The 15,042-nt window shown below is 58.4% G+C and carries 15 protein-coding genes; 10 read left to right on the top strand and 5 right to left on the bottom strand.

Annotation, left to right across the window (positions count from 1 at the left end; all coding sequences use genetic code 11):
• Positions 1–56 precede the first annotated feature (56 nt).
• Together uraD and puuE are read right to left on the bottom strand one after the other, a co-directional pair.
• A complete protein-coding gene (gene uraD, locus Q0753_RS09100; RefSeq protein ID WP_298719696.1) occupies positions 57–572 on the bottom strand; it encodes a 2-oxo-4-hydroxy-4-carboxy-5-ureidoimidazoline decarboxylase in 516 nt (171 codons plus the stop codon).
• Positions 572–1,492: an allantoinase PuuE gene (puuE, locus tag Q0753_RS09105; RefSeq protein ID WP_298719698.1), complete on the bottom strand. Its 921-nt coding sequence runs from the start codon at positions 1,490–1,492 to the stop codon at positions 572–574. The genes uraD and puuE overlap by 1 nt, the downstream gene beginning before the upstream one ends.
• Positions 1,493–1,881: 389 nt before the next feature.
• Here puuE and uraH point away from each other — a divergent pair, with 389 nt between their 5' ends.
• Together uraH and Q0753_RS09115 are read left to right on the top strand one after the other, a co-directional pair.
• Positions 1,882–2,235: a hydroxyisourate hydrolase gene (gene uraH, locus Q0753_RS09110; protein WP_298719702.1), complete on the top strand. Its 354-nt coding sequence runs from the start codon at positions 1,882–1,884 to the stop codon at positions 2,233–2,235.
• Positions 2,236–2,324: 89 nt separating this feature from the next.
• Entirely contained in the window at positions 2,325–3,668 is a 1,344-nt protein-coding gene (locus Q0753_RS09115) for an NCS2 family permease (RefSeq protein ID WP_298719704.1), read from the top strand.
• A gap of 96 nt (positions 3,669–3,764) precedes the next feature.
• Here Q0753_RS09115 and Q0753_RS09120 read toward each other — a convergent pair whose 3' ends face one another.
• Positions 3,765–4,097: a DUF3461 family protein gene (locus Q0753_RS09120; RefSeq protein WP_298719706.1), complete on the bottom strand. Its 333-nt coding sequence runs from the start codon at positions 4,095–4,097 to the stop codon at positions 3,765–3,767.
• 225 nt (positions 4,098–4,322) lie between these two features.
• On the opposite strand from Q0753_RS09120, the gene Q0753_RS09125 reads away from it, so the two are divergent.
• Positions 4,323–4,574, top strand: a complete 252-nt coding sequence (locus tag Q0753_RS09125) for a hypothetical protein (protein ID WP_298719708.1) — start codon at positions 4,323–4,325, stop codon at positions 4,572–4,574.
• A 51-nt stretch (positions 4,575–4,625) separates the two neighbouring features.
• On the opposite strand, the gene Q0753_RS09130 is transcribed toward Q0753_RS09125, so the two are convergent.
• Positions 4,626–5,039, bottom strand: a complete 414-nt coding sequence (locus tag Q0753_RS09130) for a DUF3461 family protein (protein ID WP_298719710.1) — start codon at positions 5,037–5,039, stop codon at positions 4,626–4,628.
• Between the two features lie 3 nt (positions 5,040–5,042).
• Between Q0753_RS09130 and Q0753_RS09135 the strand changes: the two genes are divergently transcribed.
• Entirely contained in the window at positions 5,043–5,171 is a 129-nt protein-coding gene (locus tag Q0753_RS09135; protein WP_298719712.1) for a hypothetical protein, read from the top strand.
• A 72-nt stretch (positions 5,172–5,243) separates the two neighbouring features.
• Here the strand turns inward: Q0753_RS09135 and Q0753_RS09140 are convergent, their stop codons facing one another.
• On the bottom strand, positions 5,244–6,575 hold the full coding sequence (locus Q0753_RS09140; protein ID WP_298719714.1) for an aldehyde dehydrogenase family protein: 1,332 nt from the start codon (positions 6,573–6,575) through the stop codon (positions 5,244–5,246).
• A gap of 270 nt (positions 6,576–6,845) precedes the next feature.
• Here Q0753_RS09140 and Q0753_RS09145 point away from each other — a divergent pair, with 270 nt between their 5' ends.
• From Q0753_RS09145 to Q0753_RS09170, 6 genes are all read left to right on the top strand, one after another.
• Positions 6,846–8,642: a SulP family inorganic anion transporter gene (locus Q0753_RS09145; protein ID WP_298719716.1), complete on the top strand. Its 1,797-nt coding sequence runs from the start codon at positions 6,846–6,848 to the stop codon at positions 8,640–8,642.
• Between the two features lie 143 nt (positions 8,643–8,785).
• Entirely contained in the window at positions 8,786–9,766 is a 981-nt protein-coding gene (locus tag Q0753_RS09150) for an AAA family ATPase (protein ID WP_298719718.1), read from the top strand.
• Between the two features lie 162 nt (positions 9,767–9,928).
• Positions 9,929–11,689: a cobalamin biosynthesis protein CobT gene (locus Q0753_RS09155; RefSeq protein ID WP_298719720.1), complete on the top strand. Its 1,761-nt coding sequence runs from the start codon at positions 9,929–9,931 to the stop codon at positions 11,687–11,689.
• A gap of 305 nt (positions 11,690–11,994) precedes the next feature.
• Positions 11,995–13,011 carry a TRAP transporter substrate-binding protein gene (locus Q0753_RS09160; protein ID WP_298719722.1) on the top strand — a complete coding sequence of 339 codons (1,017 nt, stop codon included), beginning with the start codon at positions 11,995–11,997 and terminating at the stop codon, positions 13,009–13,011.
• Between the two features lie 63 nt (positions 13,012–13,074).
• The gene (locus Q0753_RS09165) at positions 13,075–13,668 is read left to right on the top strand and encodes a TRAP transporter small permease (protein WP_298719724.1); all 594 of its coding nucleotides are present in this window, start codon (positions 13,075–13,077) and stop codon (positions 13,666–13,668) included.
• Positions 13,661–15,004, top strand: coding sequence for a TRAP transporter large permease (locus Q0753_RS09170; protein ID WP_298719726.1), 1,344 nt, complete (start codon positions 13,661–13,663; stop codon positions 15,002–15,004). The genes Q0753_RS09165 and Q0753_RS09170 overlap by 8 nt, the downstream gene beginning before the upstream one ends.
• Positions 15,005–15,042: the final 38 nt, after the last annotated feature.

The following is a 15,042-nucleotide window of genomic DNA, read 5'->3' on the forward strand; positions in this document are numbered from 1 at the left end:
TGTCTCCGAAAACGAATAAAAAAACGGGGTGACTGACACCCCGCCTCTCTTCTAGATTACATAGCGCTCAGTCGAAACTCGGCAATCTTGTTGATTTCTTTGACCGCACGAGCAAATTCGGTGTCGTAGTCGTTGTGAATACGCTCTTCGAATGCCGCCAGGATCTGGTGCCGGTTAGAGCCTCTTACCGCCATGATGAACGGAAACTGGAACTTTTCCTTGTAGGCGTTGTTCAGGAAAGTGAAGCGCTCGAATTCTTCGGCGTTGCACTCGCTGATGCCGGCGCCGGCCTGCTCGCTGGTAGAGGCTTCGGTCAGCTCGCCGCGCTGGGCAGCCTTGCCGGCCAAATCCGGGTGAGCGTTGATCAGGTCGAGCTGTGCTTTCTTGTCGGCGTTGCCCATCACTGCCGCCATGCGGCCGTGCAGTTGCTCGATGTTGTCATCTTCCGTAGTCAGGCCCTGATCGAAGGTCTGCTCGGCCACCCAGGGAGAGTGCTCGTAGATGTCGGCGAACGCGGCCACAAACTCGTCGCGGCTCATGGAGCTAGGAGTACAGGTAGTAAAACGGCTCATTACTTGTTTCCTTTATAGGGGTGATGCTCGTGCCAGTGCTTGGCAATGTCGATACGGCGGGTAAACCACACCTGATCATGACTGCGGGCGTACTTGATGAAACGCTCCAGACCCGCCATCCGGCCGGGACGACCCAGAATGCGACAGTGCATACCGATAGACAGCATTTTCGGCGCTTCGGCACCCTCTTCATACAACACGTCGAAGGCGTCTTTCAGGTACTGGTAGAATTCTTCGCCGTTGTTATAGCCATTCAGGCCAAAGCGCATGTCGTTGGTATCCATCACATACGGCACCACCAGGTGGCCCTTGCCGTTGTTGTCTACCCAATAAGGCAGATCGTCGGCGTAGGAATCGGAGTCGTACAGGATGCCTTCGTCTTCCATCACAATCTTGCGGGTATTGGGGCTGTCGCGGCCGGTATACCAGCCTTGTGGGCGCTGGCCACAGACACGCTCGAAGATTTCCATCGCTTTATGATAGTGCTCGCGCTCTTCTGCTTCGTCTTTGAACTGATAAGAAATCCACTTGTAGGCGTGAGAGCAGATCTCGTGACCTTCATCCATGAACGCCTGGGCTACCTCGGGATAACGCTCGATGGCGGTGGCCACGGCGAAGATGGTCATGGGAATGTCGTAACGCTTGAACAGACGCAGCAGGCGCCATACACCGGCACGGCTGCCATACTCGTAGATGGACTCCATGCTCATGTGACGCGCATCGGGGAAGGCGACGGCGGTCGGCATTTCGGACAGGAAGGCTTCGGATTCGCCATCGCCATGCAATACGTTGCGCTCACCGCCTTCTTCGTAGTTCAGTACAAAGTTGATGGCGATACGGGCCTTGTTCGGCCACTTGGGGTGAGGCGGGTTGGCACCATACCCGACGAGATCGCGAGGATAGTCGTTGTTTTGGCTCATCGGAAAAACTCCTTGAAACGCAGGTTGAGACACCAGCCGAGACAAGAATTTGCAGAGGGCTGGCCAGTCATGGTAATGATTTTATTGTATACAATAGAACCAATATATGTAAATAACAGGTTTGATTTTTGTATCCGCTCTCGCGGGAAATCTTGCTTTGAACCACCAAAGCAAAGACAATCCTGTCTTGTCAGGATAATGAAGATCACAGTGGTGCCGGCAATTGTAAACATATTGCACGCCAATGTTAACTAAATGTGGACCTCGAGTATTATCTTGATGTAAAATTACTTCTGTCGCCGTACCCTTCCTACGCCAACCGGCAGGGAAAATGCGAAGGCAGTACCTTGAATCAATGAAGACGCTACTACGCGCAAGGTAACGAAACCATGGGAAGATTAACCACACACGTCCTCGACGCCTCCAAGGGCCTGCCCGGTTCCGACATCAAAATCGAACTGTATCGGGTTGAAGGTGAGCACACCACGCTGATCAACACCGTGTACACCAACAGCGATGGCCGTACCGACGCACCGGTACTGGAAGGCGAAGATTATGTACCCGGTAAATACCAGCTGGTATTCCATACCGGCACTTATCTGAGAGCTTCAGGCGTTGAGCTGCTCGAGCCCGCCTTCCTGGATGACGTGGTTATCCGCTTCGGCATCGCCGCCGGTCAAGAGCACTACCACGTACCCCTGCTGATCTCACCTTACAGCTACTCTACCTACAGAGGCAGCTAACGGGTAGAGACAGCCCCTGTCAATGCCGGCCGATGAAACATCGCCGGCATTGACAGTCTGCCACCCCATCTATTCGAGGATTTCCGGTCATGGAAAACACCAAACATGAGTCAACCCCGCACGCCACTCCCGCCTCCGGGGGCGTGCTGGACAAATGGTTTAAGTTAAGTGCCCACGGCACCTCGGTCAAAACCGAACTGGTTGCCGGCCTGACAACTTTTATCACCATGGCTTACATCATCTTTGTTAACCCCAACATCATGGCCGCCTCGGGTATGGATGCCGGCGCCGTCTTCGTTGCTACCTGCATCGGTGCCGCCATCGCCACTCTTTTCATGGGTCTGTACGCCAACTGGCCGGTCGGCCTGGCGCCGGGTATGGGCCTGAATGCCTTTTTCGCCTTCACCGTGGTCGGCGAAATGGGTTACAGCTGGGAGATAGCGCTCGGCGCCGTGTTCTGGTCCGGCGTGATTTTTACCGCCATGAGTTTCTGGAAGATTCGTGAATGGGTGCTCGACGCCATTCCCGAGTCTTTACGCTATGCCATGACCGCCGGTGTTGGCCTGTTTCTGGGTCTGATTGGCCTCAAGACCGCCGGCATAGTGGTGCCCAGCCAGGCCACCATGGTCACCCTGGGCGACTTTACCCAACCCAGTGCCTGGCTGGCCGCCGTCTGCTTCCTGACCATCGCCGTTCTGGCCCATCGCAAAATTTTCGGCGCCGTCTTGATCGGGGTAATCGGCGTGACCCTCATCGGGCTCTCGATGGGAATCGTGGAATATAACGGCGTATTCGCCATGCCGCCCAGCATAGCGCCGACCTTCATGAAGCTGGATATCATGGGCGCGCTGGATGTAGGCATGATCACCGTGATCCTGTCGTTTTTGTTCGTCAACATGTTCGATACCGCCGGCACCCTGATGGGCGTGGCCGAACGGGCCCATCTGCGTCGTCCGGACGGCTCGATTGAAGGACTGAAAAAGTCCCTGAAGGCCGACAGCGCCTCTTCGGTCATCGGTACTTTCGTCGGCTGCCCGCCGGTGACCAGTTACGTAGAAAGCGCCGCCGGCGTGGCCGCCGGTGGTCGTACCGGCCTGACCGCCATCACCATTGCCGCACTCTTTCTGCTGTCCATGTTCCTGGCGCCGCTGGCGGGCATGATTCCGGCCTACGCCACCGCCGGCGCCCTGCTCTACGTCGCCTTTGCCATGATGAGCAGTCTGGCCAAGATAGAGTGGGACGACTACACAGAAATGGCTCCGGCTGCGCTCACCGCCCTGATGATGCCGCTGACCTTCTCCATCGCCAACGGCATCGCCATAGGCTTTGTCAGCTACGCCGTGCTCAAGCTGGCCACCGGTCAGGCAAACAAGGTCTCGATCGGTGTCTATGTGCTGAGCGTCGTCTTTATCGCCAAGTTCGTTTACATGTAACGCTTCCATGTAATGACTCGGCCAAAAAAAACCACCGGTGCATACCGGTGGTTTTTTTATAGCTGAATCTGCGATGCATCCACGGGATGCTCGCCGCTACAACTCTGCCAGCCGCCGACGGATTTCCTCCATCTTGGCATGCATCACCTGCTCCAGGCTGGCCAGGTTGTCGACAATCTCTGCCTTGGCATCCGCCGACGGCGCTTCTCCCTGCAACCGGTTCAGCTCGCTCACCGCCTGCTTCAGCACCGCCTGATCGTCCGCTAAAAAGGCGAACTTGAGGCTGGCCGGCTGACTGCCTTCCTGCCCCGGATGAAAATAGACTTTCAGTTCATCTTCACCCTTTGCATGGCGCACCGTAAATCGTGCGATATCACCGGTATTCTCGATACCCATGGCGGTCAAGGTTGGAAATTCGGACATGGACATATAGCTACCCCGTGACGGATGAAACACGCTGACACGCTGAGTTTACAGCCTGTTAACAAAGGCTCACGCTAATGGTCTTGACCTTTCCCGGCTAGAGCCAGAGACCCGACATTGATAAGGCCAGCACTACTGGCCCCAGGCTAACCGATGAGCTGGTTCTAACGTGGAGCCGTCAGGCTCTCTAGATTGCCATTCATACCCAGCCGAATAGCCACAGGAGTGACCATGTCAGAGAAGACCGAGCTGAACATCGCATTGAACAATGACACCGCCCGTCTGTTTGCCGAATACGAGGCCTTTACCCAGGTGTCACCGGAAGTGTATGTACAGCAGTTGATTGAAAAGACGATGCCGACCCTGGAAGCCATGGTAGGTGCCTTGCGTGATGCCAATGGCGATGAAGAGGCGGTGATGGAGTTGTTTGGCAAGAAAATGGCGGAGTCGATGCTGAAGCAGCAACAGGCGCTGGCCTCCTGAGCCGGCATGGTTGCCAATGAAAAGGGGCGGCTCCTGGCCGCCCCTTTTCGGTTATTTCAACGCGTCTATCTGCCGACGCAGCTCGTCCAGCTTGTCCTTCATCACCCGTTCCATATGCTCCAGATCGGCCAGCAACTGCTGCTTGGTCGCCTGCACCGAGGTGTTATCTTCGGCTGGCGCCTCGGCCGGCTGCAGCAAGGCATGCAATTCCACCAGCGCCTGGCGCAATATCGGGCTGGTATCTTCCAGCTGATGCCAGGCATCGGTTTTCTGAAACTCGACCGGCACATTGGCCCTGGGCCGGGCAAAGGTAAACTTCTTGCTGCGTGACAGAAAGGAGCCGCTCGGCCGGTGATAATACACCTTGAGCACGTCGGCCCTGGCCTCGCGGCGCAGGCGGTAACGGCTGATGCTGTCGAAAGAGGTGATCCCCATCTGTTCCAGGGTCGGGTATGGTGCTGTCATCTGATGTGGCCCAAAAAGGTGATGCAACTAAAAGATGCCGCCACCAGCAAGGCGGTGGCAGCGTATCGGGGCATCCGAGCCGTGACCGTCGATGAAGACAGTGCCGTTCCTGGCGAGCGCACTAGGCGATAGATGACGAAATTATAAGCGAGCCCCGTCGAAAAACGACAGGGCCAGATACCGGGAATGGCTGGAACCAGGGGATCAAACCGAGACGAGCAGCGTCTTCAGGTGACAGAAGGCCTTGATGTTGAATCGCCCTTCCGGTGCCGGGTTGAACCCGGACGGATAACCCTTGCCCTGATGAGGATCCATGTTGATCAGGCAGCGGCCAAACGACAATCGCCGCGCCAATTGCTCTCCCCGTGCCAGATCCCGGGTCCAGATACTGGCGGTGCCGTCGGGCCCCAGTTCCCGGCAGAGATCGGTGATCGCATCCAGATTCGGCACCCGGATCACGCAGGCCAGCGGCCCGCTCAGCTGTTGCCGAAACACTTCCATCTCCGGCGCTACGCCATCCAGCAAGGAGGCGGGATAATGCCAGCCCTCGCCTGCCGGCAGCTCACAGCCCACTACCGCCCGTGCGCCGGCGGCCAGTGCGGCGGTAACCTGCTGATGCAATTCATCCCGCTGCAAACCGGTGGCCAGTGGGCCCAGAGTAGCAGCCTCCTGCTCCGGGTCGCCGCATTGCAGCTCGCTCAGCCGCGCCGACAGCCGAGCCACAAAATCATCGGCAATGCCCGGCGTCACGATAAATCCCCGTGCCGCATAACCCAGCTGGCCGGCATTACGAAAACGTGAACGCATGGCTGCATCTACCGCCAGTTCCAGATCCGCATCATCCAGAATGACATGCAGCTCGGTTTCATCCAGCTCCAGCACAATCGGCTTCAGTTGCTGTCCTGCCAGCGCCGCCACCTGGCTGGCATCCTGACGATTGCCGCTGAACGCCATTGCCTTCACTCGAGGATCCGCAATCAGACTGGCCACCTGTAGCTTGTCGATCAACAGGCTGAACACCAGCCCATGGGGGGCGCCGGCCTCGGCCAGCAGCCATTCGATCTCCCGGGCACAGCGCGGCAGGTTCTCGGCCAGTTTCAGCAGCACGACATTACCGGCCATCAGGGTCGGCGCCAGCATGCGAAACACCTGCCACAGCGGAAAGCGCCAGGACGTCAGCAACAGCACGGTTCCCATGGGCTCGAAGGTCGTCATACTGCGCGCCAGCGGCAGCATCGCCTGCCCCTGGGTGGCAAAGTAGGTACATTCCAGCGCACAGCGGTCGACCTCGGCCAGGGCTTCACTGAGCAGTTTGCCCATCTCTCGTGTCATGGTCAGCGCCAGCCGCTCCCGGTTGGCCGAGAGCAAGGACGCCAGCCGGTTCAGCACGGCGCTGCGATCGGCGAAACTGCTTTGTCGCCACTCCTTCGCCACCACATGACTCTGCTGCACCCGTTGCTCAAGTTCGGCGGCAGACAGCGTCGCCACCCGCTCGGCTTCGCGTCCGGTCGCCGGATGATACGAGATAAAGGCCATAAAGTTTCTCCCTGCCGGCCGCTAAGGGTGCCAAACGGCACATTCATTTCGGCGAGGGATGGCGCCACCGGTGATATAATAAGAAGGCTATTTGTGCCTTACCGCCGATCCGGGGTCGCCATCGCACCTTGTCATGACGTTAGCCGGAGGCGAACGGCGCTACAACAGCCAGTTATCCTCGTTTAATAGAACCAGGCAAAGGGTTCAAGGCGTGATGCGTCGCCATCGGCCGACGGAATCAGGCACACGACAACAAAAGGGAGATCAAGCATGGCAAACCAAGCCCTGGGCAAGCCGGGTATCTGGGTTCGGCTGCTGCCGTTTCTGCAGTGGACACCGCTGGTCAATGGCGCCAGCCTGCGCGCCGACGCCCAGGCCGGGCTGACCAACGCCATTATCGTGCTGCCCCAGGGGGTCGCCTATGCCCTGATCGCCGGCTTGCCGCCGGAATACGGGCTCTATGCCGCCATCATACCGGCCATCATCGCCGCCCTGTTCGGCTCGTCCTGGCACCTGATCTCCGGCCCCACCGCCGCCATGTCGATAGTGGTGTTCACCTCGGTCAGCCCCCTGGCCACCCCGGGAACGGCGGAGTTTATTGCGCTGGCACTGACCCTGACGCTGATGAAGGGGGTCTTTCAGCTGGTGCTGGCCTCGGCCCGGCTGGGGGTGCTGGTCAACTTCGTCTCCCATTCGGTGGTGATCGGCTTTACCGCCGGGGCCGCCGTGGTCATCGTGGTCAGTCAGCTGCAGAATCTGCTGGGGCTGTCGTTGCATACCAAGGGCACCTTTACCGATAACGGCTGGCAGGTGCTTAGCCATTTATCCAGCGCCGATCCCTACAGTCTGGCGGTCGGCATGACCACCCTGGTCAGCTGTGTGCTGATTAAAAAATTGCTGCCGCGCTGGCCCAATATGCTGATGGCGCTGGCCCTGGCCAGTGGCCTGGCCTTTATTCTCGACCCCGGCCAGCAGCACATCGCCATGGTGGGTGCCATTCCCGCCAGCCTGCCGCCGCTGAGCATGCCCGACCTCGGCTTTGGCAGCATCAGCGCCCTGTCTTCCGGTGCGCTGGCCATCAGCCTGCTTGGCCTGGTGGAAGCCTCTTCCATCGCCCGGGCCATCGCCAGTCGTTCTCATCAGCGGCTGGATGATAATCAGGAATTCATCGGCCAGGGCTTGTCGAATGTGGTCGGGGCCTTTTTCTCCTGCTATGCCTCCTCCGGCTCCTTTACCCGTACCGGCGTCAACTATACCTCCGGTGCCCGTACGCCGATGGCGGCGATTTTTGCCTCCCTTTTTCTGCTGATCATACTGCAGCTGTTTTCCGATATTACCGCCTGGCTGCCGGTGCCGGCCATGGCCGGCCTGCTGCTGGTGGTCGCCTGGAACCTGATTGATTTTCGCCACATTCGACTTATCGTTCGCGCCGCCAAGTCCGAAACCACGGTACTGGTGGTCACCTTTGCCGCCACCCTGCTGGTGGCACTGGAATTCGCCATTTATGCGGGGGTGATACTGTCGCTGATTTTCTATCTCAAGCGCACCTCCACCCCCCGTATCGTCAGCATATTGCCGGACCCGGATGCCAGGCATCCCTTCTTCGTCAGCGCCGAGGGCCGTCGCCTGCCCTACTGCCCTCAGCTGCGCATTATCCGCATCGAAGGCTCGCTGTTCTTCGGTGCCGTCAACCATGTACAGGAATACCTGCAGAATATTCGCGAACCCCGGCTGCTGATCGTCGGCAACGGCATGAACTTCGTGGATATCGTCGGCGCCGAACTGCTGCGCCAGGAGTCGGTGCGCCGGCGCGCGGCCGGCGGCGATCTTTATCTGTGCAACCTCAAGATGGGGGTGCTGCGGGTACTGAAGCGCAACAATCTGATCGAGCAATTGGGTGAGGATCATATTTTTGCCAACAAGGGCCAGGCCATTCACCGCATCTACGATCAGCTGGATCCGGCCATTTGCAAGACCTGTACCGCCAGAATCTTCCAGGAGTGTCATCTCGCCCCGCCCGGCGAAGGCACTCGCGGCGACATCCCCATCACCCAACAGAAAGTCTGATCACTCCCGGCAGGGTGAGCCCCTGCCGGTAACACACTGGCTACATTCCCCCGCGTCAACTGGCCCCTGCCCGCGCCGGTAGCGGCAGATACACTGTTAACACTTTGTTTACCCGTGTCGCCGCAGCCAACGAGGGCAGAACCATGACCAGTCTTATTCACGACCATCCCAGCCGGCTTGTGTCGGTACGCGAGCTGTTCAATATCGACTCCGACTTCAAGGTGCCGGTGTTCGATAACAAGGACGAGCACGTACCCGATATCGATCCGGCCTATTGCTTCAATCCCGATGTCACCATGGCCATTCTGGCCGGCTTTACCCGCAACCGGCGGGTACTGATCCAGGGGCTGCATGGCACCGGCAAGTCCACCCATATCGAGCAGGTGGCCGCCCGGCTGAACTGGCCCTGTGTGCGGGTCAACCTCGACGGTCATATCAGCCGGCTGGATCTGGTGGGCAAAGACACCATAGTGCTGAAGGATGGCAAGCAGATCACCGAATTTCAGGAAGGCATAGTGCCCTGGGCCCTGCGCCGGCCGGTGGCGCTGATCTTCGACGAATTCGATGCCGGCCGCCCGGACGTAATGTTCGTGATCCAGCGGATCCTGGAGCAGGACGGCAAGTTCACCCTGCTCGATCAGAATCAGGTGATCAACCCGCATTCCCACTTTCGGCTGTTCGCCACCGCCAATACCGTGGGTCTGGGCAACGTCAGTGGCCTGTATCATGGCACCCAGCAGGTCAACCAGGCGCAAATGGATCGCTGGAACATAGTGGCCAGCCTGGATTACCTGCCACGGGAAGATGAAATCAGCATAGTGCAGGGCAAGGTGCCCCGGTATGCGGACGAGCGTGGCTATCAGCTGATCAGCACCATGGTGGCGGTGGCCGAGCTGACCCGTTCCGGCTTCGCCGCCGGCGATCTGTCCACCCTGATGTCACCCCGCACCCTGATCGCCTGGGCCGAAAACACCGAGATATTCGGTGATCCGGCGCTGGCGTTCCGGTTGTCGTTTCTCAACAAGTGTGACGAGGCCGAACGCCCGCTGGTGGCCGAATACTATCAACGCTGTTTCGATCAGGAACTGGAAGAATCCCGTTCGCTCAAGCTGGCGCTGATGTAAGCTAAATTATCGAATTGAACCGGCGGCAATGAAGGTAGCTACCCTGTTTTGCGTGATGGTGGAACACAGCCGGCTTGGCCGGCTCGCCGTTCATCCTTGATGGAGGCTCGGCGAATCCCTTTACCCCCCTGGTTCTCTCTCGCTTTGTGAGGAAGCCCCAACATGACCACATCCCCCCCCACCCCGGGCCTGGATCCGGCCGAGCAAGAACGCCGGCAGCAACGACTCGAGGAGCTGAGTGCCGCGCTGATCCGTGCCCTGTCGGCCCAGCAGGCCCTGCGTTACCGGGGCCACCGGCTGGAATGGCAGGGTAAACCCTATCCGCTGCGCGCGCCCCATCTGCACCCCGAACAAGGCAAGGACGATCTGGGCTCCTTTCGTGGCGTCGCCGATGCCATCGCCCTGCGCCTGCGCCATAACGATGTCGAACTGCACCGGCACTGGCTGCCAACCCCGCCCATTGCACGGCTGGTGTTTGAACTGCTGGAACAGCTTAGGGTCGAATCGCTGGTCGAGTCCTGGCATCCGGGCAGCAAGCACAATCTGCATCACCGCTTCGAAGCCTGGTGCAACCAGTTTCAGGCCTCGGGCCAGACCGAAACCCATATCGGGCTCTTGCTGTTCACCCTGGCGCAGATGAGCTGGGTACAGCTGGGTGGCGGCCCGCTGGAAGAAACCACCGAGATGATGATTGAGTCGACCCGCATGTTTCTGCTGCGGGAAATCGGCCCCGCCTTCGGCCTGCTCCGCCGCCATCGTCATGATCAGGCCGCCTTTGCCGAGCAGACCCTGTCTATCGCCCTGTGTATGGATGGCCTGATCGACGATCTCGGCCAGCAGCAAGGCACCGACGGTAAACAGGAAGAAACGCTCAGCGAAGATACCAAGCGGGCATTTGGCCTGTTACTGGATCTGGAAGGAGGTGATGAAGCCGGTCAGGCTCTGGCCGAGCAAAGCCATCATAACCGCCTGCGCCAGGCCGCCGAGGCATTGGACTACCGCGTTTACGACGGCGGTTTCGACCGGGAGTGGCCCGCCCACAAACGGGTGCGACCCGAGCTGCTGACCCGGCTGCGCGAGGGGCTGGATAACCGCATTCGTGAGCAGGGGATCAATCTCAATGTGCTGACCAAGAAACTGCGTCGCCTGCTGGCTCGCCCCCAGCGCCAGGGCTGGCGCTTCGGCGAAGAGGAAGGGCAACTCGACGGCCGTCGCCTACCGACCCTGGTCACCTCGGTGGCCGACCGCCGGGTGTTCAAGCAGGAACAACAGGAGCCGAAAGGGGATGCGGTGGTCACCTTTCTCATCGACAACTCCGGATCCATGCGCCCCCATATCGAAAGCATCAGCATGCTGGTGGATACCCTGGCCCGGGCGCTGGAACGGGTTGGCGCCAAGGTGGAAATTCTGGGCTTTACCACGGGCCACTGGAACGGCGGCAAGCCGCTCAAACGCTGGCAGCGTGAGGGCCGACCGGCCAACCCCGGCCGCTTGAACGAGCGCAGTCACCTGGTCTACAAGGATGCCGATACCCCCTGGCGCCGCGCCCGTCGCAATATCGCGGCCCTGCTCAAGGATGACCTGTTTCGCGAAGGGCTGGATGGCGAGGCCTTGCTGTGGGCCGAACAACGACTGCTGACACAACCGGCCCGGGATCGGCTGTTGCTGGTGATTTCCGACGGCTGCCCCATGGATACCGCCACCCGCCAGTGCAATGACCAGGACATTCTCGACCTGCATCTGCGCCAGGTCAGTGGCCGACTGGAACGAGAAGGCCGCCTGGCTCTGTGTGCGCTGGGTGTGGGGCTGGATCTGAGTGATTACTACCAACACAGTCAACTGCTGGATCTGAGCCGGTCGCTGGACAACAAGGTGTTCGACGAAGTGCTGACGCTAATGGCCAGGGCTCTGGAAAATAAATAACCAAAAAATAACATTAATTTTACAATGTGAAATTATAACAGACTGAATATAAAGAAGTTTAATGCTGGCCCCAGTCTGAAAACACAAGTGGCCCTAACTATTTAAGGGTACAGATTCGAGTATTGACGATGGGTATCACATCCGGGCCAGGCAGGGAATCGACAATACTGCCAGCCCGGAGACCGCATGAATAAGAGAACAGAGCCAGTTGTAGGCGAGTGAGGTAGAAAGCGTCATTCGCCTGGCATCACGGAAGGTCACGGCTCCCCCCTGTGGCGGAGCATCAAAAACTGGAGCAAGAAGCCATGTTATTCAAGCAACGTTTTATCAAGTCTATGTCTTTCGCCCTTTGTGCGGGCGCCATTGCCGCCGCCAGCTCGATGGCGCAGGCAAATACCTTTCGTATCGCGGTGGGTGACGGCGCCGGCGGCACTCAGCATGAACTGGGGCTGAAATTCTCGGAAGAGTTCAAAACCAGAACCGATGGCAAACACGACACCAAGATGTTCCTCAACGGCCAGCTCGGCGATGAGCAGGCTACCATCAACGATGCGTCCATGGGACTGCTGGATTTCTCGATTCTGGCCATCAACAACGTCACTCCCTTCTCGCCCTCCGTCGGCGTGCTGACTCTGCCCTACATGGTGCAAAGCCTGGACGATGCGGTCGAACTGACTCAGGGCGAGGTAGGCCAGGAGTTGGTGGAAAACACCATTCGCGATGCCGGGGTACGCATCGTCGGTTGGGCCTATTCCGGATTTCGAGTGTTGACCAACTCCAAAAAACCGGTACAGACCCTGGCCGATCTGGAAGGACTGAAAGTACGGGTGCCGAGCAACGAAATCATGATCGACACCTATCGCGCCTGGGGCATCAACCCGACCCCCATGGCCTGGTCGGAAACCTTTACCGGCCTGCAGCTGGGCGTGGTCGATGGTCAGGACAACCCCTACATCACCGTATCCGCCATGAAGTTTGACGAGGTGCAGAAGTACATCACCAATATACGCTATCTGTTCTCCATCGAGCCGCTGATCGTCTCTGAAGCCGTGTTCCAGTCTCAGCCTGACGACGTGCAAAAAGCCATTCTGGAAGCCGGCCAGGCGGCAACCGCCCACAGCGCCAAATGGCTGGTGGAACAGGAAGACAAGATCAAGGCCGAGCTGACCGCCGGTGGCATGGAAATCACCGAACCGGCCAATGGCGAAAAAGAGTGGATGGAGAAAGCCGTCAACCAGGTGTGGCCCAAGTACTATGAGCAGTTGGGCGGCAAGGACAAGCTGAACTCCATTCTGCAATCCCTGGGACGCGACACCATCTAAACCGTTGCTGCAACCGGAGTGTACCCCTGATCGGGTACACTCTTATTTCAGGGAGAAACCGCCATGACCATCGGCAAACTGATATTCAAGATTATCGACAACATCGAAAAGGTGATCTGCAGAACCCTGCTCGCCTCGTTTGTTGTTCTGCTGTTCATCCAGATCATATCGCGCCAGGTATTCGGTCATTCCCTGTCCTGGACCGAGGAACTGTCAACCTACATGTTTGTGTGGTTCGTTTATTTCGGCGCCAGCTACGCCACCAAGCTCGCCGCCCACAACCGAGTCACCTTTCAGTTCAAGCTTTTTCCACCCGTCGTCGCCGTGATTTCCGAGGCCATTGCCGATCTGATCTGGGTCTGCTTCAACGGCTACTTCGTTTTTTTGAGCTATGACTTCGTGTTCAACAAGATGAACCTGTTCTGGAAATCCCAGACCCTGGGTTTTCCGATGAAATATGTGTACATGATACTGCCCATCGCCTTCGCGCTGATGACCATTCGCATACTGCAGGTCAACTATTACAAGCTGGTCAAGGGTATCGATATACGGGATCCCGAATCACTGGAAGTCGAGAAATTGATCGAGTCCTCTTCTACAAACGCTGAAAAACCCACAAAAACAACCGAGTTAAGGCAGGAGCATACCCATGATTGAATCATCCGTTGTCATGATCCTGTTTGGGAGCTTTTTGCTGTTATTGCTGCTCGGCGCTCCCATCAGTGTGTCTTTGGGAGTTTCCGCGCTCGCGTCTTTCCTGTACCTGGACGAGAACCCCATCAAGTTCGTGCAGATCGCCTTTACCTCGGTCGGTTCCTTTCCGCTGATGGCGCTGCCCGCCTTTATTCTGGCCGGGGCCCTGATGGAAGCGGCAGGTATATCGAAGCGGCTGGTGGATTTGGCCGAAAGCTTTGCCGGGCCCTTTACCGGCGGCATGTCGGCCGCCACCGTCATGGCCTGCATGTTCTTTGGTGCCATTTCCGGATCCGGTCCGGCCACTACCGCCGCCGTGGGCATGCTGATGATACCGGCCATGATCGACCGGGGTTACGGCAAGGGCTATGCCTCGGCCGTGACCGCGTCGTCCGGTGGTCTGGGTGTGGTAATACCCCCTTCCATTCCCATGGTGATCTTCGGTATTTCCGCCATGGGCATGATGGCGCCGCCTGAAGCTATTGCCCAATACGGCCAGTTCCAGTCGGTGTCCATTCCCAAGCTGTTTATCGCCGGCGTGCTGCCGGGCATGGTGCTGGCCGGCGGCCTGCTTGTCATGAACTATTTTCTGTGCCGCAAGCACGGTTACAAAGGCACCACCGAAGGCTGGTCGGCCAGCGTGACCCGAGGCGCCCTGCGCAAGGGGTTCTGGTCGGTACTGGCACCGGTGGTGATTCTGGGGGGCATCTACAGCGGCCTGTTCACTCCCACCGAATCGGCCATTGTCGCCATCTTCTATACCCTGGTGATCGGTTTCTTCGTGCATCGGGAACTGAAGATCAAGGACGTGATGCGTTCACTGGAAACCACCACCTGGCTGACCGGCCGCGTGCTGCTGATCCTGTTTACCGCTACCGTGTTCGGTCGTCTGCTGGTCGAGAACCAGATTCCGGCCATTGTGGCCTCCTCCATGCTGGAGATGACCACCAACCTGTATCTGATCTGGGCGCTGATCATCTTCTTCCTGCTGTTTGTCGGCATGTTCATGGAAACCCTGGCGGCCATCATGATACTGACCCCGGTACTGCTGCCAGTGGCCTATAACCTGGGCATAGATCCGGTTCACTTCGGCATCGTGGTGGTGTGCTGTTTGTCCATCGGCTTCCAGACCCCGCCACTGGGCGAAAACCTGTTTATCGCCTCCGGGGTGTCCGGTACTTCGATAGAGGAAATATCGGTTCGCGCCCTGCCGTTTGCCGTCATGTCGGTAATCTCGGTGTTTATCATCGCCTACATACCGCAGATCACCCTGTTTCTGCCCGGGCTGCTGGGTTATTAGCGACGACTTCACTATGATAGACAGGGCCGACCACCGTC

It is taken from the genome of uncultured Oceanisphaera sp., from assembly GCF_947495715.1.
GTDB classification, from domain to species: Bacteria; Pseudomonadota; Gammaproteobacteria; order Enterobacterales; family Aeromonadaceae; genus Oceanimonas; species Oceanimonas sediminis.